The organism is Streptomyces sp. NPDC034085 (assembly GCF_055575555.1).
The window spans coordinates 202,379-221,848 of record NZ_JBVISL010000009.1; the positions used below are offsets into that span (position 1 = coordinate 202,379).

Consider the following 19,470-nt stretch of genomic DNA (forward strand, 5'->3'; position numbering starts at 1 on the left):
GTCCCCGCCCCGGTTGTGGTGCCGGGGGGGGGGGGGGGGCGCGCGCTGCCCGCCAGCGGGTTCAGCACCAGCCGGTCGCCCCGGCGCGTGAGCAGCAGCTCCGGGGACGCGCCGAGCAGCACGCGCCGCCGCCGGCCGGCGGGGGAGGGCAACTCGACGCGGAAGACGTACGCGCTCGGATACCGCTCCATCGGACGGGCCGCGACGTCACTCCCGCCCCCGGCGAGAGGCCCGCCGAGATCCACGTGCCGGGCCAGCACCACCTTCTCGGCGGCGCCCGCCCGCAGCCGGCGCACCAGCCGGGCGACCGCGGCCACGTACGCCTGATCGGCCACGGGCGCGGCGCCGGACAACGGCGGTACGACCGGACCTGCCTGGGGCCGGCGGGGGGAGACCACGACCGCCGACAGGGTGAGCACCGCGGGTGTGTGCTCGTCACCGAACTGACCACGGACCAGGAAGTCCCCACCCGCCTCGACGGCATCCCGGACCCGGCAGCCCCGCCCCGCCGCCTCGGCCGCATCGGCGTCGTCCTCGAGGACGCCGACGCCGGCGGTGACTCCTACGTCGAAACCACCTCCAGCCCCAGCGTGTGGACCGGCCGCGAAGTCGGCGAGGCGGAGGGCTTCCTGCCCGGCACCCCCTGACCCACCGCCTGCCCCACGCCCAGGAACCGGACGCCCACCCGCACGAGACCGCCCCCGCCTGGCTCACCGACGCCCGCCGTACCCGCCGGCTCACCGATGCCCGGGCCGGCACGGCCGTCGCTTACGGCTCCCAGGTCCTCCACGGCGTCACCCCCGTCCGCGCCGGCCACCTGCGGAAGTTCGTCACCGACCTCCTCGACACCACCCTCCCGCCCCTGCGCTGAGGGCACGCCGCCACAGCCCCGGGCAAGGTCGGCAGGGGCTCGAAAGGCACCCTTGCTGCCCGGCGAACCGCCCCGCTACCGTCCGGCGGGTGCCTGATTCCTATGCCGACCTGTCGCGTTTCTACGACCTCGTCATGACGTCGGGGTACTACGACTACGACGCCTACGCACACGCCATCCTGACCTGCATCGGTACCCGCAAAGACGTGCTGGAGCTGGGGGTGGGCACCGGGCTGGTCGCCGACCGCCTCCTGGCTCTGGGCCCGGGAGACCTGAGACTCACCGCCATCGACCACACCGACAGCATGCTGGCCCAGGCCCGCGACAGACTGGGCGACCGAGCCCGGCTCCGCCGCGAGGACATCCTGGACCTGTCCCTCTCCTCGGCCTTCGACGTCGCGTACTCCGTCGGCGGCGTCTGGTACATCGTCCAGGACGGTGAGGAATCCTGGTTGAGCAGCCACCTCATGGAAGAGGAGGACAACGAGCGAGCGCTGACCAACCTCGCCGCCGCCATCCGGCCCGGCGGCTCCCTGCTGCTCTCCGTCCAGGGGCCCCATCGACGCTCCGATCGCCCCCTGCCCGGAGGTCTGCTCTACACGCAGCACGTCGCGGTCGACCGGGCAGGCCGTCATCTCAAGGACTACTTCATCGAAGACCAAGGAGTGGTGGTGGCCCACCAGCGCCTCCGCTTCCGGCTCTTCCCCCGGGCAACGGCCGACCGGCTCCTGACGCGCTGCGGATTCCACCTCCAGGCCAGCGAAGGCGTGCTGTGGCAGTACGTCCGGCGCTAGTCCTTCAACGACTCGACAACGAACATCCAGCACCCCCGGCCCGAAACGACCAGTTGGGCGGCGGTCAGGTCAGGCGGAAGACCGGGCCCCTCGGGGTGAAGGGGAGACCGGCGCCCTGGGGGATCAGGTAGGCGTGCTCGCGGCGGATGCGCAGGGTGTCGCACCAGCCGTCGGTGATCACCAGGAGCGGCGCCGCGGGCGGGAAGTCCTCGGCGCGCTGGAGCAGGTCGATGCCCGGCTGGAGCACCGTGCCGCCCCGGCCGCGGACCCGGACCCGGCCCGCGATCTCGGTCGGCGGGACGTAGCCCGCGTCGTAGGCCGCCGCGTCGCAGAACACCACGCGCGCCGCCGGGACGTCGCGGGCCTCGGCGTACGAGGCGATCGCGCCCAGTGCCTTGCCGAGCAGGGCGGCGTTCATCGACCCGGAGGTGTCGAGGACCACGCCGAAGGTGCAGCGGGCGGTCTCCTCGGGCGGGAAGTACCGGCCGGCGCGCGGGATGTCCGGGGTGGAGGCCTGGCGGCGCGCCGGGCGGGCGTAGGACCGTACGGCCTGCGGCCTGGGCACGTACTCGTCGAACCAGCGGGCGAGGCGGGCGTCCCACGGCACCGGCGGATGGGCCAGGGCCCGGATCTCCTGGACCAGCCCGGCGGGCAGCAGGCCGCGGCTGCCGCGCACGTGCAGGTCGAAGCCCTGGGCGAGGCCGCGCCGGTAGAACTCGTCGAGATCCGTGTACGGGCGCCCCGCGCCGTGGGCGAGCGGCTCGCCCAGCATGTCTCCGGCGCCCCGGCCGCGCAGGGTGGCCAGGCGCCGCATCCGGCGCAGATCGGTGGCGATCCGGTCGTACACCTCCTCTACGGACAGCCCGCGCAGCGCCGGGTCGTGCAGCAGCCCTTCGGGCATGCTCCCGATCCGCATCTCCACCAGCCAGTCGTTGACGACGTAGTCGGCGGCGACGTTGTGCAGCAAGGGATCGCGGGGGCCGCGGCGCTCGCCGTGGCGCAGGGCGGCGTGCAGCATCTCGTGGGCCAGGATGAACCGCCATTCGTCGTCGTCGAAGGTGCGCAGCGGGTTGATGTAGATCTCCCCGGCGGTGGCGCTGACGGCGGCGATGGAGATGTCCTGCGCGCGGGCCAGCTCGGCGTCGGCGACGACGGTCAGGCCGGCGGCGAGGCCGCCGAGCAGCGGGTACGAGGACACGAACCAGTTCAGGGCCCGGTCCCAGGGGCGCTGTGCGAGGCGTTCGCCGGTGGTCCGGTCGCGCCGGCCGCCGGCCACGTCCATGGCGGCGGAGACGCTGCGGGTCAGGGCGGCGGCGAAGGCGGTCTGCCAGTCGGGGACGGTGGTGTTCCAGGTCCGCCAGGGCACCAGGACCTGGTCGGGGTGGCGGCCGGCCGTGCCGCAGTGCTCGTAGGCGGCCGGAATGCCGTCGCGGCGCCAGCGGGCGGCGAGCTCGTCCTCGTCGCCGCCGGGGTACGCGGCGGGAAGGTGGTCCGGGGCGCGGCCGGCCGGGAAGGTCAGCAGGAAGCGGTTGACGACCGTGCAGCGGGCGGCGAGGTCGAAGCGGTCCGGCTGGGGCCGGTCCTCGTCCTTGGCGGCCGGGACGTGGCCGAAGCCGAGGTGCAGCAGGGCGTGGGCGATGGTCCAGGCCCACTCGCCGGGTTCGGCCCGCCGGGTGGGGTGGACGTGGACGACGCCATTGGAGGTGACGGCGGCCAGGCCCCCGCCCGGCGACTCCGGGCAGCCGGCCTCGCGGCAGATCTTGCCGTCGAGGGCGGCGAGGGCCGGGTTCTGCTTCACCAGGGCCAGGCCCTCGGCGAAGGCCTGGGTGGCGGGGTCGGGCTTGGCGGCGGCCTTCGCGCGGGCGTTTCCGCTCCGGCTCACCGGCGGGCCTCGACCAGGCGGGGCATGTCCCGGGCGGCCTCGATCAGGAACCATCCGGGCAGCACGGGCAGGCCGTCGGCGTCGTCGGCTATGACGGTCTGGGCGACTTCGACGGAGATCTCGGCGAGCTGGACGAGCAGCGACTTGAAACGGTGGGTGTGCTGGCGCAGGGCGGGCGAGACGTGTTCCTTCTGCGCGGGGAGTTCCTTGAGCAGGCGGCCCCGGAAGGCCTCCGCGAGGTAGTAGAGCAGGTCGCGGTCCTGGAGCCGGGCGGGCCAGGAGGCGTCGCCCTTCAGGATGGCCTCGATGCCGAAGGTGTGGCGGACGATCTTGGCGTAGCCGCAGAAGGAGACGGCGTGCGCGGGGGTGAGGGTGCCGTGCGCGACCACCTTGAGGGTCTGCTCGTCCAGCTCCGCGCCGAAGGAGTGCAGGGCGTCGGAGAGCATGTGCCAGGAGCGCGGGGTGGAGAAGGGCTCCTCGGTCTTGGGCGGCTGCGACCAGAGGTGGTCGGGGCGGTCGGTGAGGTAGTCGGTGACCCACGGGTGGACGCCGTGCTCGCCGGCCCACACCAGCCAGTCCTGTGCGGACGCCTGGAGGTGGACGTGGGTGAGGCGGTTGACCAGGGCGGAGGCGATGGGCCGGGCCAGCGCGTTGTCCGTGGCGCGGTTGCCGGCCCCGATGACGATGGAGCCGGCGGGCAGTTCGTAGGAGCCGATGCGGCGGTCGAGGATCAGCGAGTAGAAGGCCTTCTGGACGTCGGGGCCGGCGGCGTTGAGCTCGTCGAGGAAGAGGCAGTACGGCTCGTCGCGGGCGATGGCCTCGGGCGGGCAGAAGACGGAGCGGCCGTCGCGGATCTGGGGTACGCCGATCAGATCCTCGGGAGCGAGCTGCGTGCCGAGGAGGCTGACGCATTCCAGGCCCAGGGAGTCGGCGAACTTCCTTACCAGCGACGACTTCCCGATGCCGGGCGCCCCCCAGAGGAAAACGGGCCGCACGGTGGCGAGGCCGAGCAGCAGTTCGGGGATCTGGGCGGGGGTGACGGTGACGGCAGCCTGCACGGGCGGGGACGTCCTTCAGGTGGGGCGATGTGTTGGTGCGGCCAGTGTGGTCACACCGCACACCGCCCGGCATCCGGTTTTCCCGGGGGCGGTGCGGTGGTCCAGGTGGTCCCCGGTGCCCAGGTCTCGTCCTCGTTCTCGTCCTCGTCGTCTCCGTCAGGTCCTCCGTGTCGACGTCGAGTCGGCGCCGGTGGCGATGAGGAAGTCAGTCCAGGACGTTGCGGTCCAGGTGCCGGCCGAAGAGGCTTCGGGGTTCCGCGGTGCTCGGTTCAGCCCTCGCTGTCCGTATGCCGGTCCCGGTATACGCCGACGTGGGGACCTCGTCATCATGGGCCCATGATGCACAGCGACGACCAGCACACCGACTCGCCGGCGATAGCGCTGCTCAAGGAGAGGGGAGCGGAGACGGCCAAGCACTCCGGCGGCACGCTCCTCACCCATCTGCTGCGCGTCGAGGCGCTGCTCGCCGTGTGGGGCGCGCGGCCCGCACTGCAGACCGCGGCCCTGTGCCACGCCTTCTACGGCACCGACGGGCTGCCCTTGGTACTGCTGGAGCTGTCCGAGCGCGACCGCCTGGCCGCGGCGATCGGTACGGAGGCGGAGGAGCTCGTGTACTTCTACGCCAGCTGCGACCGCAAGGCCTCCTACCCCAGCCTCGCCGCACCGGACGGAGTGGCGGTGACCTTCCGGGACCGGTTCACCGGTGAGGAGTTCACGCCGTCCCTGCAACAGCGTCGGGACTTCGCCGAGCTCACGGTGGCCAACGAGCTGGACCTGGCCAAGGTGAACGAGTCCTTCCGGGAGCGCAACGGGGCCGCTCTGCTCGAGCTGTTCACGCGCTGGTCGCCCCTCCTGTCGGACGCGGCCCGTCACGAGGTGACCGCGGTCCTCGGCGCCGGAGGCGGCGCGGCCGTCAGCCCTTGACCTTGGATGCGCACGGCCCGGCCGACTCGCCGCCCTCCAGCTGCACGGCCTCCGTCTTCGTCCAGGGCGGCGTCACCTGGTGGAAGTGGTGGGAACTCCCGTTCCCGTCGGCCGCCACCCACGTGCTGGGCAAGCCCGAGGAGCGCCTGGGCAAGCCGCCCCGAACCAGGCTTGCCCACCCCGGCCGGGGCCGCGCCCTCAGGACGGCGCCGGAGAGGGTCCGCCCGGGGCACCTCGGCGGCGGCCGGTCCGACCGGACGCCCCGTACCCACCGACGTCAGGGCCGCCGCAGACCGTCCAGGGCGATCTCCGCGAACCGGCGCCAGTCTCCGATCTCATGGTGGCTGAGCATCGCCACGGCACCCACACTCATGTACAGGTCCCCGACCGTCACATCGGCACGCAGCGTCCCGTCCGACCGCCCCCGCTCGACCAGCCGCGCCCCCATCGCGAGCAGTGCCTCACCGACCTCGCCCCGCGGGGCCATGCCGCCGAACGACGCCTCGATCATGCCCGAGAGCGCGCGCCCCTCCTCGTGCATCTCACCCACGCGCGTCAGGAGCGCCTCCACCGCCCCACACGCGTCGGGCCGCGACGGGCCTTCCTCCTCCAGGAACGAGAGGACCTTCGCGAATCGTTGCTCGGCGACGGCCCCGACGAGGGCCTGCCGGGTCGGGAAGTGCCGGTAGACGGTTCCGACGCCGACCCCGGCGGCCCGGGCGACCTCCGCCATCTGCACCTCGTCCCCGCGCTCGGCGAACAGTTCGTGCGCAACCTTCAGCACCCGCAGGCGATTTCGCTCCGCGTCGGTCCGGGAGGGTCTTGACATGCCGCTGCTTCCTCTGCTCAGCTGAAACGGAATCGGATTCCGATTCCGAAGTCGTTGAGGGAAGGATACTCATGTCCGAAGACCGGTTCATCCTGCTCGACCCCGGCGCCTCCCGCCCCACTCGCGTACCGCTGCCGCCTGCGATGACCGTGAAGGCGAGGACGGAGGACACCGAGGGCCGTTTCTCCCTCATGGAAGTCGTCGTCGCCCAGGAGATCCCGCGCCACGTCCACCATGTGGCGGACGAATGCGTCTACGTGCTGTCCGGGGCCCTCGGCGTGGAGTTCGACGACACGGACCGCACGGTGACGGCCGGCCAGTTCGTCCTGCTGCCGCACGGCGTCCCGCACGCGCTGCGTCCCGCGAGCAGCCCGCCGCCGCACGTCCTCCAGATGTCCTCGCCCGGCGGCTGGGAGTGCTACCTGGAGGACCTGTCCGAGCACGTGTCCGGAACCGGCCACCGGGGCCGCCTCGACGCCACGGTGCTGAACCGGATTGCCGCCCCGTACCAGATCACCTACGAGGAGCGGGAGCCGCGTGCGTAACGGCGGTGGTTTCGGCGGAGTCTCCCACCGCCTCTGACGCCGGCTCCCGCTACCGCGGCCCTGCCGCCCGGCCGGGTCAGGCCCTGGGGGTGGCGGGGTAGAGGAGTTGGGCGGCCTCGAGGAGGGTCGCGACGAAGGGGCGGATGGCGGGGGAGCTGTACGACTTCAGCCAGACGGCGGCCCGGTCCAGGCATGGCATGTCGGTGAGCGGGACGTAGGTGATGCCGGGACGGGTGTAGAACTGGGTTACCTGCTCGCCGACGACGACTGCGCCGGTTCCCGAAGCGACCACTTGCAGGGCTTCCATGAACGTCTCTATCTCGGGGCCCGGGGTGATCGGCCTGCCTTGTGGCGTGCGGTCGGGCCAGAGCTCCGAGAGCCATGCCCCGGGTGGCGTGCCGGCGACGCGTACGAGCGCGACGTCGGCGAGGTCTTCCATGGTCACGCTTTCGCGGCGGGCCAGGGCGTGCCTCGCGGGAACGGCCAGCATCCGCCGCTCGGAGAAGACCACGGGCCCTACGACGATGTCGGGCTCGGTGATCGGCAGGGCGAGGATCAGGATGTCGACCTCTCCCTCGCGAAGTCGCGCCAGGGCGTTGAAGAGCTGGACCTCGCGGATGTGGACGCGCCAGCCGGGCTCGCGTTCGGGAAACATGTCGCCTGCCTGGTGGGCGATCTGGCCGGCGGCGGCACCCATGAAGCCGACCCGCAAAGTGTCGACGGTCGCCCGGGCGCTGCTCACAGCCCGGGCGAAGGCGGCCCGGATGTCTTCGTACGCGGGCCGGACTTCGTCGTGCAGCCGGTGGCCGAGCGGCGTCAGGCGAACACTGCGGTTGGTGCGCTCGAACAACGGCGCCCCAACCTTGCGTTCGATCTTCTTGATGAGCTGGCTGACCCTTCCGGTGGTTACGTGCAGGCGTTCCGCAGTACGTCCGAAGTGCAGCTCCGCCGCCAGCCCGAGGAACGCTTCCATTTCCAGACGTTCGAGCACCCGGCCACCACCCCCCTGTTCACCCTGATCAAACGAAGGTTCCAGTATCTCTCCTTGAAGCACGGGTCATGCCGGGCATCCTTCGCGCCGCGGCAGGTAGGCCCGTGTGTTGAACCTGGCTAAACGAGGGTTCCAGTATTGAGTGTTGTTCGGATGATCTCCAGGCGCGAGTCTGTGGGTCGGCAGAGCTGGCGATCGATCACCCAGCCAGGACGCCGCAACCACCCGCTTCTCATCTGAACCGAGGAGAACTCCCTTGGGCAAGATCGTCGCCCTGCCCTGCCCACTGCGCGACGGCGTCACAGAGGTGTGCCCGTGACGCCGCCGTCGCTGTGGAGCAGGCGCCGGATACTCAGCACCCTGGCCGGGGCCGCCGCGATTCCGGCCGTGCCGTCCGTCGTCACCTTGAGCGCCGGCCCGGCCCGGGCCGCCGAGGGCGACCCCGCCGTGGGCAACGGCCTGCCCGACACCGATCGGGGCAAGGCCGTATGGGCCTACAAGAGCGGAGGCCGGGCGGTCCGCGAGGCCGCTGCCGCCGCCCTCGTCGGCACCCCGGCCGCGGTCTCCGCCTTCCTCACGAGCGAACTGCCGCTCGCGAAGGCGGACGACAACCGGTTCGGCGTTCTCGCCGCCCTCCCCCTCGCGGACAAGTCGGTCCGCGAGAGCGCGAACGCGGCGCTCTCCGCCGGGGACGCGGCGATCGCGTCCTACCTGCGCGACGGCTACGCGCAGTCGCTCGACACGGACATGCGGGCAGCGGTCTTCACCGTCATGAACAACAGCGGGACCGCCGTCAAGCGGGAAGCCGCCAAAGCCCTGGAACTGGGCACCCCGGCGGCCCTGCGCACCTTCCTGCAGACGACGCAGCACACCGCGCAGCAGGAGGACGAGCGGGCCGAGGTCTTCGCGATCCTCACCACCGCCTCCCCCGAGGTCAAGAAGTACGCGGAGCGCGCCCTGAGCGACGGCTCGCCCGAGGCGATCCGCCAGTTCCTCGCCTCCGGCCAGTACATCGCGCGTGCCCGTGACGAAGAAGCCGCGACGGTCGACCAGTTGGTCAAGATCGTGATCCGGGAGGGCAACCGGGCGAAACTGCAGACGGAACAGGCCGTCGCCGCCTCGAACCGGGCCAAGGACGCCGCGGAGAAGGCGAAGGCCGCCGCGTTGAAGGCCGCCGAGGAAGCGAGGGCGGCGCAGAACGACGTACGGAAGTCGGCCAAGGCGGCGAACAGCGCCGCGAGTGCCGCACGGGGCGCCGCGAGCGCCGCCTACACGGCCATCTCCGCCTCCCGTACCGCTCAGGCCGCCTCCAGCCGCGCCGCGCAGGCCGCGCAGGCCGCCGCCGGCGCCGCCGCGGCCGCGGGCCGTGCCGCCTCGCGGGCCTACGGCGCCGCCATCGCCGCCTCGAAGGACGCCGGCAAGGCCTCGGCGGCGCGCCAGGCCGCCCAAGGCGCACGGGACGCGGCCGGACGCGCGCGCACCGCGGCCGCCGCCGCCGCGCAGGCCGCCGCCGCCACGCAGCAGTCGTCCGCCGCCTGCGCCGCCGCGACGAGCGCGGCCCAGAACGCCGCGGCCGCGGCCAACGCCGCCGCCGACGCGGCCGCCTCCGCCGGCAGCGCCAGGGCCCAGGCGGCGGAGGCGCGGGCGGCAGCGGCCGAGGCCGACGCGGCCGCCGCACGCGCGGCCCGGGCCGCGGCCCTCTCGCAGACCCTGGCGAACCGGGCCTCCGCCGCCGCCGGTGCCGCACGCGACGCCGCCAACAGCGCAGCCGACCACGCGGAGAAGGCCGCGGCCGCGGCGGACGACGCCGCGGCGAACGCGGGCAAGGCGATCGAGTACGCCAAGCGGTCCACCGCCTACGCGGAGGCCGCGCTGCAGGCCGCCAACACGGCGGCCGACGCGGTCAAGGAAGCCCAGGCCGTGGAACGGGCGGCCCGGGACGCGGAAACCGCCCGCATCGCCGAGGACACCGCGATGGGAGTCGAGGAGGCCCGCCTCAGGGCACAGGCCGAGACCGAGGAAATCGCCCGGGCGGCGAGGGAGCGCACGCAGGCCGACAGGACCGCCACCGACATCAAGGACCTCGTGGCGGCCGCCTCCGAGGCGTTGCGCGGCGGTGACCTGGTCGCGGCCGTCACGGCTGGCCGGAAGGCCGCCGTACGCCTCCTTGACTCACCGGGCACGTGGACGCGCGACGCCGCGGAGTTCGCCCTCGCCGGCGCCGAACAGGACGTCGTCAACTGGATCGACACCGACCGTCTTCTCGCCGAGCAGCAGGACGACCGGGAGACCGTGCTCGCCATCGCCGGGACGGCCGGCTCGGAAGTCGCCGCAGCCGCCCACCGGGCGCTGGCGAGCGACGACCCGAACGCGGCGCGCGATTTCCTCACCCACGGGGTCATCGAAGCCTCCGCCACGCAGAACCGCGTCATGGTGTTCGAGCTCCTGAACCAGAACCCGGGCAGCAACGTCAGGTCCAAGGCCGAGGCGGCCCTGGCCGACGGGAGCGCCGCTGCCCTGCACCGCTTCCTCACCGTCGAACTGGCGGACGCGGTGAAGGTCGACGACCAAGCCGAGGTGTTCGCCCTCCTCTCCGCCGGCGGCCCCTACATGAAGTCGGCCGCGCAGATCGTGCTGGAGGGCCCCGCCCGCATGCGGCGGTACTTCGTCCTCCAGGACAGGTTCAACATCGCCCGCCTGGACCAGGACCACGCCACCCACGTCTCCGCGATCCGCGCCTCGATCGCGCACGCCGCGAAGGTGGCGGCGAAGGCCCTGGAGGACGCGGCGCTGGCCTCCAAGGCTGCGGCCGAGGCCCGTCAGGCCGCGGCAGATGCGAGCACGTGGGCCTTGAAGGCACAGGGCCATGCCGCGGACGCCGAGACCGCGGCGCGGGACGCGAAGACGAACGCGGATGCCGCTGACCTGTCGGCGGCCGAAGCGGCCAAGTCGGCGGCGAGTGCCAAGCAGGCGGCCTCCGCAGCCCAGGTCGCCTCCCGTTCCGCGAACTATTCGATGCGCCAGGCCGTGGCGTCGGCGCGGCAGGCGGCCTCCTCCGCGTCGAGCGCCCAGGCGAGCGCCAGCCAGGCCCGTGCCTCCGCCCTGCAAGCCGGCCAGGACGCGCAGGCCGCCGCCGACGCGGCCACCGCCGCCCGCCTGACCGCCGAAGTCAAGCAGAGGGCCGAGGCCATCGCGAGGGCGAAGCAGGCGGTCGAGGATGCGCGCCAGTACGAGGCGAACGGCACCCATCCCTCGCAGACCACCGCCAACGACACGCCTTGGTACGTGGAATGGGGATTGTGGCCTTCGGACACGGGAAGCGACAAGGACTGGGCGAAGGTCACCAAGCGCTGGTCCACGCTCGCCGGCACGGCCTCGCTCATCACCATGGGGCTCGGTTTCATCCCGACGCCGGCCTCGCCCTTCCTGTTGGGGGCCAGTCTCGTGCTCGGCGGTGTCTCCGTGGCCCTCAAGGGGGTGAGCGCCTATTTCACGGGCCAGGCGTACGGCTGGGACAGCAGCGAGTTCCACACGTCGCTCGGGAAGTTCGTGCTCGGCGGCGTATTCCTCGGGAAGTCCGTCTTTCTCGAGCGGGCGGGCCTGGCCCACACGGTGGGCGGCAAGGTCTCGGAGTTCACGGGTGAAGCGGTGACCACGGTCATCGGCTGGCTGCAGTGGTAGCCCCCTCTACACCTCGGCGTTCACGGCCGCATCGGCGGCCCGCCTCCCTGCGCATGAAAAGGAACAACGGAATGAAGTTCGTACGACGCGTCATCGCGACCACAGCGGCGGCCGCGGCCTGCATCACCCTCGCCGTCACCGCGACGCACGCCAGTGAGGCCCCCGCCCAGGGCACGGCCGCGGTGAGCACCGACCTGCCGCCGCACGCGGTGGAGGACTTCACGTACCCGGACGCCGCGAGGATCCAGGCCGAACTGGGCATCACCCTCAAGCGCGGCGACGGGCACATCGTGCTCGCCGACTGCGCCTCGGCCTCCGGGCTGATGGAGGTGTACTCCCGGACCCGGGGCAAGATCTGCTTCCGCGCCACCGGGAAGACCGGCCACCTCAGCCTGGAGGTTCCCGCGGTGTACGGGATGAAGGGCGACGCCACCCACGAGGCCGATGTGACGCTGACCGCCGAGGGCAGCAAGCAGAACGTGACGGTGGCCCCGAACGAGTGGAAGGGCGTGGGCGAGGCCGCCGACCCCGAGCGCCGCGATCACGTCCTCGTCGAGATCACCGTCTCCTCGTAGCCCTCCACCGGCGGCCGGCGGGGACATCCCGCCGGACCGCCGCATGCGACCACCCTTCCGTCCGCCGTCTCGCGCGGCCGGAACGCCCTGACTCGATTTTTCGGAGAACACCATGTCGAACGTACGTCGTCGCAGAGCATGGATCGGCGGCGCCGCCGCCGTCGCCGCGGTGGCCGGAGGCCTGCTGGCGTCGCCCGCCCAGGCCCTGCAGGGAACCCCGGCCGAGGCGGCCGCCCACTCCCACACCGCCGCCATCGTCATCGGCAACGCCGAGCGCGCCTGCACGGGCACCCTCGTGGCCCCCCAGTGGGTCCTGTCCGCCGCGAGCTGTTTCGCCGACGCGACCGGCGTCGTCCAGCCCGGCAAGCCCACGGCCCCCGTCACGGTCACCGTCGGCAGGACGGACCTGACCCAGACCACCGCCGGAGCCACCCGCACCGCGATCCGGCTCGTCCCGCACCCGGAGCGGGACCTCGTCATGGTGAAGCTGGACACCGGCATCGCCAACCTGAAGCCGGCCGTCCTGGCCACCACGCCCGCGGGCGCCGACGAGACCGTGCGGGCGGCCGGCTTCGGCCGGACCAAGACCGCCTGGGTCCCCGACCGCCTGCACACCGCTTCCTTCACGGCGGTCGCCAACGGCTCCACCGACCTCGCCCTGACCGCCACCGGCGACGGGGCCATCTGCCAGGGCGACGCGGGCGGCCCCGTCCTGCGCGAGAAGAACGGCACCCAGGAACTCCTCGCCGTCACCAGCCGTTCCTGGCAGGGCGGATGCCTCGGCACGCCGTCCACCGAGACCCGTACCGGCGCCGTCGCGACCCGCGTGGACGACGTGCGCTCCTGGGTCGCGAACACGTCGTACGCCGTCCCGGGCGACCTGACCGGCGACAACAAGCCGGACCTCGTCGCGGTCGACGACACCGGCAAGCTGCGCCTGTACCCCGGTACGGGCACCGGCGGCGTCGGCGCGCACACGATCATCGGCACCGGCGGCTGGTCGGGAGCCTCCGTGACGCATCGGGGCGACTGGAACGGTGACGCCATGGAGGACGTCGTCGCCCGCGTCGACGACGAGGTCCGCGTCTACCCCAACCTCGGCAACGCCACTCTGGGCGCGCCGATCAAGATCGCCGGTGGTCTGCCCACCACCGCCCAGGTCGTCGGCATCGGGGACACCAACCGCGACGGGAAGCCGGACCTGGTCGTCACGCACACCAACAAGCTCTTCCTGTACCCGGGGGTCGTCGGCACCACCGCGGCCGTCGGCGCTCCCGTCCTCATCGGCAACGGCGGCTGGGACGTCATGGATCTGAGCGCCCTCGGCGACGCCAACAAGGACGGCCGCCCCGACCTGCTGGCCCGCGACACCCGTGACGGCGTCCTCTACGCCTACCTCGGCCAGCCCGACGGGAAGACCTTCAGCGACCGCAACGAGTTCGGCCGCGGCTACACCGTCGCCAACCGGCCGCTCATCGCCGGCGCCGCAGACGCCAACCTCGACGGCACGGCCGACATGTGGGCCACCGCCGGCGACGGCACCCTCAAGTTCTACAAGGGCGGCGCCGACATCCACGGCCCCATCGACGGCCCGAGCATCCAGGTCGGCAGCGGCGGCTGGGGCGCCATCAAGTCCATCAGCTGACCCGGCACCGGGCCCGGCCCGGACCCCGACGGCACCCGCCCACCGGCCCCGGCAGGAAAGTCCTGGCCGAGGCCGGTGGGCGCTGCCTCCCGGTGACGCGGTGCTCTTCGGCAGGGATGAAGTCCGTCAACGCCGTGCGGAAGGACCGCGGACCGCTGATCGCGATGACGGTGGAGCCCGTTTCAGGCCGTCGGGTCCCAGAGGCCGCCGGCCTCACCGCGGGCGAGGTGTTCGGCGTAGACACCCACCTTCCAGGTGATCACGGAACGACACTCCTCCAGCGCCCGGATCTGCGCGTCCACGCGCCGCCGATGCGCGTCGAGGAGCCGGAGGCGTTCCGCTTCGTTGCCCGGACCCTGCCGGACCAGCTCGGCGAACCTCTTGAGGTCGGACAGGGGCATTCCGGATTCCCGCAGCTTGACGCAGACCAACAGCCACTCGACATCGGAGGAGGAATAGCGTCGCCGACCGCCGGGAGTGCGCTGCACCGGTCCCACCAACAGGCCTTCGCGTTCGTAGAGACGGAGCGCGTGCACGCTGAGCCCGGTCCGTTCGGCCACCTCGCCGATGCTGCTCGGGTCCCGGGAGGTCTCGGTGCTCGCCATGCAGGACAGCGTAGGGCTTGATCTAGACCTAGGTCTAGATCGTAGCGTGGACGACATGACCAGTCGCGAACAACAGCCCCTCGGCTCGCCCTTCTCCGCCACCAGCACCGCCGCCGACGTCATGGCCGGCGTCGACCTCTGCGGCACCAGCGCCGTCGTGACCGGGGGTTACTCCGGACTCGGCCTGGAGACCACCCGGGCCCTGACGGCCGCCGGGGCCCGGGTCATCGTCCCGGCGCGGCGCCCGGAAGCCGCCCGAGCAGCCCTCGCCCACGTCAAGGGCTGTGACGTCGTCCCCATGGACCTGGCGGACCTCGGCAGCGTGCGCGCCGCCGCCGCGCGGATCAGGCAGTCCCTCACCAAGCTCGACCTGTGCATGGCCGTCGCCGGGGTCATGGCCACGCCCGAGCGGTACGTCGGACCCGGCTGGGAGAGCCAGCTCGCCGCCAACCACCTCGGGCACTTCACCCTCGCCTGCGAGTTGTATCCGCTCCTGGCCGCCGGCGAGGGCGCGCGCGTCGTGGTCAACAGCTCGGCCGGCCACGCCCTGACCGACGTCCGCTGGCACGACCCCCATTTCCGCACCGGCTACGACAAGTGGCTGGCGTACGGGCAGTCCAAGACCGCCAACTCCCTCTTCGCCGTGTGGCTCGACGTCCTCGGGCGCAACGACGGCATCCGGGCGTTCGCCCTTCACCCAGGGAAGATCATCACCGGACTGCAGCGGGAGATGACCTTCGAGGAGCAGGTCGAACGCGGCTGGGTGGACGTGCACGGCAACGTGGTCGGCGACGGCTTCAAGTCACCGTCCCAAGGCGCAGCCACCGGTCTGTGGGCAGCCACCTCCCCACTCCTCGACGACCGCGGCGGCCTCTACCTGGAGGACTGCGACGTCGCACGCGTCCTGCGCCGCGACGCCCCGATGGATGACGGCGGCGTACGCCCGCACGCGGTCGCCCCCGACTCGGCCGCACGCCTCTGGGCCCTGTCGCTCACCGCGACCGGAGCCACCCCGATCCCCGGGTGACCGGCCGCTCGGGTGGCGCTACCAGCCCACCGTCCACCCGAGTCGCGGGCTCCAGCCGGCGCTGATCGCGGTCGCGGCCAGAGCCGCCGCCGGCCCAACCGGCTCATTACCGTCTGTCTGTGCTCTGCTGCTGACAGCCCCGGCATGCGTAGGATGCAGGCATGGGCATGGGGAAGATCATTGAGGATCTGGCGGAGGAAGCCGAGCGGCAAATCCGTGATCAGGCGTGGGAGCTGTCGCCCACCGACCGCACCGTCGCCGCGAAAGCCGCCGCCGACCTCCACGCCGCCGTCGGCACCCCGCAGTCCCGGCAAGGCTTGCCCGAGGTCGACCGACTGGAACACCTGCGGGAAGCGCTCGCCGCTGTGGCCATCGCCCTCGCCCACGTCCACGGACGCCTGGCCTGGTTCCTCGGCGCAGCCGCCACCGCGCTCACGCCGGTCCTGCACTGGCGGGCCCTGCCCGCCGGAGGCGGTCCCACCTTCGGCGCCGTCCAGCCGACCCTCCAGGAGTACACGGAAGCGGAAGACGCGATCCGTCGGCTCCAGCGAACCCTCGCCAGTATCAACACCGCCTGACGCCCCCGGGCTCGCGGGGGAGCGTCCGTCGCGTTCGGGGAGGGGGCCGGGGTGACGCTGCGTTTTCCGATCGAGCCGATGCTCGCGCAGGCGCGTCGACAGAAGGCGATCACTCCGTGACGAGTAGGCACTCGGCGAGCAGGTCGAGGACGTCGCGCCAGGCTCGCTGCGCGTGCTGGGGGTGGTAGCCGACGCCGGGGACCGTGGGGTGATCGACCGGTGGGTGGTGGAAGGCGTGCAGGGCGCCGCCGTAGACCGTGATGCGCCAGTCGACGCCCGCGGCCTGCATCTCGGCGGCGAACGCGTCCCGTTGCGTGGGCGGCATGATCGGGTCTTCCGACCCGACCCCGGCCCACACCGGGCAGCGAATGCGCGCCGCCTCGCCCGGCCGACCCGTGGTCAGGGCGTTGACCGTCCCGATCGCGCGCAGGTCGACGCCATCGCGCCCGAGTTCCAGCCCGACGGCGCCCCCGGTGCCGTAGCCGACGGCGGCGATCCGGTCGGGGTCGGTCCGCGGTTCGGCGTGCAACACGTTGAGCGCCGCATGGCCGATGCCCCGCATCCGGTCGGGATCAGCGAGCAGCGGCAGGCAACGGGCCAGCATCTCCTCGGGGTCACCCAGATAGCGTCCGCCATGAAGGTCGAAGGCCAGCGCCACGTATCCCTGCTCGGCGAGAGCATCGGCCCGGCGGCGCTCGACATCGCTGAGCCCCATGCCCTCGGGTCCGAGCAGCACCGCGGGCCGGCGGTCGACACCGGCCGGAAGCGCGAGGTGCCCCACCATCATCAACCCGTCGGCCGGGTATTCGACGGTGCGTGTGGTAACCATCGTCATGGGACCGGACGGTAGTGATCATCGAGCCCGCTCGGGCCGTTGTTCACCGCTGGCAGAACAGCCGGGTATGCCTGAAACGCGGCGATACCTCACAAGGTCTCCCACAACCCCGGTCCCGCGCCAGCGCCCAAACGTCGCCGAGCGGCAGCCGGCGTGGCGCCCCCGCACCCGCCGCAGACCCCGGCGAGGCGGGCCGGCGCAGTGCCGGCCCGCCTCTTGTCACCGGGGCGGGGAAACCCGAAGCGTCAGGTCACACCCCACGACCACGTCCCGTCGGCGGTGACGAGACAGGCGAGGACCACCAGGTCCGCCACGCCCAGCGCGATGCCCAGGCGGGCCCGGCCCGGCCGGGCCGTGTGCCGCCGCAGGGCGAGGACGCCGAGCACGACGGCGGCCGGACCGAGGAGCAGGTTCATCACGAGCAGGCCCACCAGGCCGAGGACGAAGGACGCGACGGCCATCGCGTCGCCGTCACGGACGCGGACCCGGACCCGGGTCGCGGCGCGGGCAGGGGACTCGGTCCGAGAGCTCATCGCCGGCCTCCTCGTCCGAAGTGCGGCCCTCCGGGCCGGCGGTGGTCCGAGAAGCGCTCGCGCGCGAGGAAGACGGCGAGCCAGAGGGCGATGGCCAGGCCGGCCACCACGCTGACGGGAACGGGAACGTGAGCCACGGTGCCGAGGACGACCCCGAACACCAGCAACGCACCTATGAGGAAGAGCATGAGACGTCCTCCTGTTCAGGTAACAGTTGTACACTGACTACCCAGTTCAGTTCGCCTCATGCTGGCGCCTGTCGAGGTGACGCGGTTGAGTTCACGTCATGAGCCCGCACACCGGGGTCCGCGAGACCCAGCGCCGTCGTACCCGGCGCGCCCTCCTCGACGCGGCCCTGTCGGAGATGGAGGAGCGCAGCCTCGGCAGTCTCGGCCTCAGGGAGGTCGCCCGGGCAGCCGGCGTCACCCCCACGGCCTTCTACCGGCACTTCCGGGGCGTGGGCGACCTGGGAGCCGCGCTGGTCGAGGAGGCGCTGGCGAGCCTGCACGAGACGGTGCGCGGCATCCTCGCCGCGACCGGGGACGCCGAACAGCGCGGTGACGCCGCGGTGCGGCTCGTCGCCGAACTGGTGCGCAGCCGGCCGGCGCACGTCCGTTTCCTGGTGCGCGAGCGCCACGGCGGGGTACCGGCGGTACGCGAGGCCATCGCCGGACAACTCGACGCCTTGGCCGAGGAGATAGGGGTCGCGCTCGGGGCCGACCCCCTGAGCGAGGACTGGGACGCCGACGACGTGACGATGCTCTCGCGGCTCCTGGTGGACCACATGTTCATGACGGCGTCGGCCTTCCTCGCCGCCTCGTTGCGGGGCGAGGACTGGTCGGCCGCCCTCGCCACGGCCCGCCGCCAGCTCCGCCTGATCCATCTGGGGCGGGTGCACTGGGCCGGGTGACGCGGCGGAGCGGCCTGGGGACGCCCTTACGCCGCCCGGTCTCGCGCCGCGTCCGGGTCCGGGGCCACGACCAGGAAGGCGTCCCTCTCCAGGTCCATCACCACGGTCGCCCGCTCGCCCCGCTCCCGGCACCGGGCCGCGTACTCCTCGGCGAACCAACTTCCGTGTGGATGACCGGCGGGAAAGGAGTCCAGCACCTTCGTAGCGCGCACCGCCACCACCTCCTGAGCGACGAACCGTCCGCAGGGGCCTGTGCCCCGAGCCCCGGGACCCATGCACGTCACCCGCGGGGCGGCCCCGTTCCGGAAACGGGGGTTTACGGTCGCCGGACGCGAGCAAGAGAGCGTTCACGACCGAGCCGGTACATCGACGAGGAGGTCCCCATGTCGGGTGAACAGAAGGCCAAGGCACACGCCGAGCAGGCCAAGGGCAAGGCCGAGGAAGCCCTCGGCCGCGCCGTCGGCAACGACCGCATGGTCGCCGAGGGCCGCGCCGACCAGGCCAAGGGCGATGCACGCCAGGCCAAGGAGAAGACCAAGGACGCCTTCCGCCACTGATCCGGCGCAGGTGCCCTGGCACGACCGGGCCCCCGACCCCCTCCCCCCGGGTCGGGGGCCTCGCCGTGCCCGGAACACCCCGCGGCCGCGCCGCCGGCCCCCGCGCCGCGGCTACAGCAGGCGCGCCTCCTCCACGCTGTCCACGACCCGGAAGAGGTCACCGGCCTGGGTCAGGTCGAACACCCGGTTCAGGCGGTGCGGAGTGGGACCGATGAGGACCAGACGCCCCGTACGCAGCAGCCACAGGAGCAGGTTGAGAAGGGTGGAGTCCGCGAACTCCACGCCGGTGACGTCCAGCGCGATCCACCGCACGGCCGCATCACCCACCGCGGCCTCCGCGGCCGCCCGCAGAGGCCCGAGGGTGCCCTGGTCGAACTCACCGGAGCAGATGATGACCCGCACACCGCGCTGGTCGGACAGGACCTCGACCCGCTGCTCCACCAGCCCCACCCCCGCATCCGCCGCCGGTCCGGCCCCTCCCCAGGATGCCCACGGCCGGCATTCCACAACCAGCCGGCGGCGGCGGGTGGTTCCCCCGCGGTGTCGCGGCACTACGGTGGCCAGGGCCGTACGCCCCGGGGCGGGCAGCCGCGAGCTGCCCCCCGGACCGGTCCGGGCGTGCTACGGCGC

The 19,470-nt window shown here is 72.7% G+C and carries 24 protein-coding genes; 12 read left to right on the forward strand and 12 right to left on the reverse strand.

Translation table 11 applies throughout. The features are described from left to right. On the reverse strand, positions 1-419 hold a 419-nt coding region (locus ACZ501_RS27475), incomplete at its 3' end, for a chorismate-binding protein (protein WP_468799007.1). Positions 420-428: 9 nt separating this feature from the next. Between ACZ501_RS27475 and ACZ501_RS27480 the strand changes: the two genes are divergently transcribed. The 3 genes from ACZ501_RS27480 (at position 429) to ACZ501_RS27490 (ending at position 1,665) form a co-directional block, all read left to right on the forward strand. Beyond that, positions 429-647 (forward strand): hypothetical protein, encoded by a 219-nt coding sequence (locus ACZ501_RS27480; RefSeq protein ID WP_468799009.1) that lies wholly within the window; start codon positions 429-431, stop codon positions 645-647. Then, entirely contained in the window at positions 593-871 is a 279-nt protein-coding gene (locus ACZ501_RS27485; RefSeq protein ID WP_468799011.1) for a hypothetical protein, read from the forward strand. The genes ACZ501_RS27480 and ACZ501_RS27485 overlap by 55 nt, the downstream gene beginning before the upstream one ends. A gap of 89 nt (positions 872-960) precedes the next feature. Continuing rightward, on the forward strand, positions 961-1,665 hold the full coding sequence (locus tag ACZ501_RS27490; protein WP_468799013.1) for a class I SAM-dependent methyltransferase: 705 nt from the start codon (positions 961-963) through the stop codon (positions 1,663-1,665). A gap of 64 nt (positions 1,666-1,729) precedes the next feature. Here the strand turns inward: ACZ501_RS27490 and ACZ501_RS27495 are convergent, their stop codons facing one another. Next, positions 1,730-3,547, reverse strand: a complete 1,818-nt coding sequence (locus tag ACZ501_RS27495; protein WP_468799015.1) for a vWA domain-containing protein — start codon at positions 3,545-3,547, stop codon at positions 1,730-1,732. Beyond that, positions 3,544-4,605 carry an ATP-binding protein gene (locus ACZ501_RS27500; protein WP_468799017.1) on the reverse strand — a complete coding sequence of 354 codons (1,062 nt, stop codon included), beginning with the start codon at positions 4,603-4,605 and terminating at the stop codon, positions 3,544-3,546. The genes ACZ501_RS27495 and ACZ501_RS27500 overlap by 4 nt, the downstream gene beginning before the upstream one ends. Positions 4,606-4,941: 336 nt before the next feature. Between ACZ501_RS27500 and ACZ501_RS27505 the strand changes: the two genes are divergently transcribed. After that, the gene (locus ACZ501_RS27505) at positions 4,942-5,529 is read left to right on the forward strand and encodes a DUF6817 domain-containing protein (RefSeq protein ID WP_468799019.1); all 588 of its coding nucleotides are present in this window, start codon (positions 4,942-4,944) and stop codon (positions 5,527-5,529) included. Here ACZ501_RS27505 and ACZ501_RS27510 read toward each other — a convergent pair. Further along, positions 5,519-5,662 (reverse strand): hypothetical protein, encoded by a 144-nt coding sequence (locus tag ACZ501_RS27510; protein ID WP_468799021.1) that lies wholly within the window; start codon positions 5,660-5,662, stop codon positions 5,519-5,521. The two genes, ACZ501_RS27505 and ACZ501_RS27510, sit on opposite strands and share 11 nt — an antisense overlap. A 144-nt stretch (positions 5,663-5,806) precedes the next feature. After that, entirely contained in the window at positions 5,807-6,358 is a 552-nt protein-coding gene (locus ACZ501_RS27515; protein WP_361595911.1) for a TetR/AcrR family transcriptional regulator, read from the reverse strand. 71 nt (positions 6,359-6,429) lie between these two features. Between ACZ501_RS27515 and ACZ501_RS27520 the strand changes: the two genes are divergently transcribed. Beyond that, positions 6,430-6,903 carry a cupin domain-containing protein gene (locus tag ACZ501_RS27520; protein WP_468799023.1) on the forward strand — a complete coding sequence of 158 codons (474 nt, stop codon included), beginning with the start codon at positions 6,430-6,432 and terminating at the stop codon, positions 6,901-6,903. A gap of 76 nt (positions 6,904-6,979) precedes the next feature. Here ACZ501_RS27520 and ACZ501_RS27525 read toward each other — a convergent pair whose 3' ends face one another. Then, positions 6,980-7,894 (reverse strand): LysR family transcriptional regulator, encoded by a 915-nt coding sequence (locus ACZ501_RS27525; protein WP_468799025.1) that lies wholly within the window; start codon positions 7,892-7,894, stop codon positions 6,980-6,982. 315 nt (positions 7,895-8,209) lie between these two features. Between ACZ501_RS27525 and ACZ501_RS27530 the strand changes: the two genes are divergently transcribed. From ACZ501_RS27530 to ACZ501_RS27540, 3 genes are all read left to right on the forward strand, one after another. Further along, positions 8,210-11,575: an ALF repeat-containing protein gene (locus ACZ501_RS27530; protein WP_468799027.1), complete on the forward strand. Its 3,366-nt coding sequence runs from the start codon at positions 8,210-8,212 to the stop codon at positions 11,573-11,575. Positions 11,576-11,646: 71 nt separating this feature from the next. Further along, positions 11,647-12,150 (forward strand): hypothetical protein, encoded by a 504-nt coding sequence (locus tag ACZ501_RS27535; protein ID WP_468799029.1) that lies wholly within the window; start codon positions 11,647-11,649, stop codon positions 12,148-12,150. Between the two features lie 112 nt (positions 12,151-12,262). Further along, positions 12,263-13,795, forward strand: coding sequence for a trypsin-like serine protease (locus tag ACZ501_RS27540; RefSeq protein WP_468799031.1), 1,533 nt, complete (start codon positions 12,263-12,265; stop codon positions 13,793-13,795). 182 nt (positions 13,796-13,977) lie between these two features. Here ACZ501_RS27540 and ACZ501_RS27545 read toward each other — a convergent pair whose 3' ends face one another. Next, positions 13,978-14,400, reverse strand: coding sequence for a MerR family transcriptional regulator (locus ACZ501_RS27545; RefSeq protein ID WP_468799033.1), 423 nt, complete (start codon positions 14,398-14,400; stop codon positions 13,978-13,980). Positions 14,401-14,455: 55 nt separating this feature from the next. Here ACZ501_RS27545 and ACZ501_RS27550 point away from each other — a divergent pair, with 55 nt between their 5' ends. Together ACZ501_RS27550 and ACZ501_RS27555 are read left to right on the forward strand one after the other, a co-directional pair. After that, entirely contained in the window at positions 14,456-15,427 is a 972-nt protein-coding gene (locus tag ACZ501_RS27550; protein ID WP_468799035.1) for an oxidoreductase, read from the forward strand. 167 nt (positions 15,428-15,594) lie between these two features. Beyond that, positions 15,595-16,005, forward strand: coding sequence for a hypothetical protein (locus ACZ501_RS27555; RefSeq protein WP_361602837.1), 411 nt, complete (start codon positions 15,595-15,597; stop codon positions 16,003-16,005). 109 nt (positions 16,006-16,114) lie between these two features. Here ACZ501_RS27555 and ACZ501_RS27560 read toward each other — a convergent pair whose 3' ends face one another. The 3 genes from ACZ501_RS27560 to ACZ501_RS27570 form a co-directional block, all read right to left on the reverse strand. Beyond that, a complete protein-coding gene (locus ACZ501_RS27560) occupies positions 16,115-16,840 on the reverse strand; it encodes a dienelactone hydrolase family protein (RefSeq protein WP_468799037.1) in 726 nt (241 codons plus the stop codon). 245 nt (positions 16,841-17,085) lie between these two features. Continuing rightward, the gene (locus ACZ501_RS27565; protein WP_361602843.1) at positions 17,086-17,373 is read right to left on the reverse strand and encodes a DUF4190 domain-containing protein; all 288 of its coding nucleotides are present in this window, start codon (positions 17,371-17,373) and stop codon (positions 17,086-17,088) included. After that, positions 17,370-17,561 carry a hypothetical protein gene (locus tag ACZ501_RS27570; RefSeq protein ID WP_362456836.1) on the reverse strand — a complete coding sequence of 64 codons (192 nt, stop codon included), beginning with the start codon at positions 17,559-17,561 and terminating at the stop codon, positions 17,370-17,372. The genes ACZ501_RS27565 and ACZ501_RS27570 overlap by 4 nt, the downstream gene beginning before the upstream one ends. Positions 17,562-17,659: 98 nt before the next feature. Between ACZ501_RS27570 and ACZ501_RS27575 the strand changes: the two genes are divergently transcribed. Next, positions 17,660-18,283 (forward strand): TetR family transcriptional regulator, encoded by a 624-nt coding sequence (locus tag ACZ501_RS27575; protein WP_361602849.1) that lies wholly within the window; start codon positions 17,660-17,662, stop codon positions 18,281-18,283. A gap of 26 nt (positions 18,284-18,309) precedes the next feature. Here ACZ501_RS27575 and ACZ501_RS27580 read toward each other — a convergent pair whose 3' ends face one another. Next, entirely contained in the window at positions 18,310-18,558 is a 249-nt protein-coding gene (locus tag ACZ501_RS27580; protein WP_361602852.1) for a hypothetical protein, read from the reverse strand. A 108-nt stretch (positions 18,559-18,666) separates the two neighbouring features. Here ACZ501_RS27580 and ACZ501_RS27585 point away from each other — a divergent pair, with 108 nt between their 5' ends. Beyond that, on the forward strand, positions 18,667-18,840 hold the full coding sequence (locus tag ACZ501_RS27585) for a CsbD family protein (protein ID WP_361602855.1): 174 nt from the start codon (positions 18,667-18,669) through the stop codon (positions 18,838-18,840). Positions 18,841-18,951: 111 nt separating this feature from the next. Here the strand turns inward: ACZ501_RS27585 and ACZ501_RS27590 are convergent, their stop codons facing one another. Next, the gene (locus ACZ501_RS27590; protein WP_361602858.1) at positions 18,952-19,281 is read right to left on the reverse strand and encodes an STAS domain-containing protein; all 330 of its coding nucleotides are present in this window, start codon (positions 19,279-19,281) and stop codon (positions 18,952-18,954) included. Positions 19,282-19,470: the final 189 nt, after the last annotated feature.